Below are 992 nucleotides of genomic sequence, written 5' to 3' on the forward strand. Positions count from 1 at the left end.
CCCCATCATTCACCTACCATATCTTGATTTATATCATATGGCGTTACTGGCACATTCCACGCTTTAGCAAGTTCAATAGTCTTTGCGTCGCTTCCAAAATTAAGATTTGTTAAATCAACTTCAATATTATTTGGATAAGAGCTATTATTATAGGTTAGCGTTTTGCTCCAGTTGCCTATGCTAAGACGCATATTATACTTAGTCATATATCCATAACCGCCATAAGTTGCGGTTCCATTTGTGATGCTAAACTTCGTCGGTTTATAGTTATGAAAGGTAAAAATCCACTCATTATAGTTTTGGCTAGAGCCTAAAAAGCTCTCTGGCCAACTCGTTGGATTATTATTAAGCATTCTTAGCCCATAAGTAGCCCCATAATAGCTTATAACGCCTAAAGTGATACTTACTCTCACTTCGCCATCTAGCAACGCATAATCACTAGGCACAGGCTCCCAGCTATCGCCTTTTGGCTGGATTTCATCTTTAGCAAATACTGCTTCAATATTTAGCCCATCACTGCTAATGTTAGCGTATTTCGCTGTTAATTTCTCACCTAATTCATTATATATAGCCACATTCTCCCACGCTTGTCCGTAAGAGCCAGCATATGTAATAGGCTTAAATGCTATAGTTAAATCACCGCTTAATCTCTCATCAGCATATAAGTTATAATCTGCGTAGGCTCTTAACTCACTAGGCAACTCATAGCCTAAGTATTTAAAAGTAGCTACTAATTGAGCGTAACTCGCCCCTTGTAGATTTGTAGCTATGTGATTAACCTTTGAGCCTAACTCTTGTATAGTAGCGTTTTGATTAATAGCTTGATTTAGCGTATTTTCATCTATACCGCCACCACTACTATTAATCTCGCTTTTTAAGGCATAGCTATTTAATTCATCTTTTGTAGCTAAGCCATCTAGGCTACTTATATCAGCTTTAGCCCTTAGCTCATCTTTAGTAGCTAAAGTGTTTAAATCCGATAAATTAGCTTT

Annotated in this window: 1 protein-coding gene; it reads right to left on the bottom strand. The window is 37.3% G+C overall.

Annotated features, from left to right (window positions below):
* Window positions 1–5: 5 nt before the first annotated feature.
* Window positions 6–992: hypothetical protein (locus CCAL9328_RS10585; RefSeq protein WP_211436854.1), on the bottom strand; the 987-nt coding region annotated here is incomplete at its 5' end.

Source organism: Campylobacter sp. RM9328 (genome assembly GCF_012978615.1).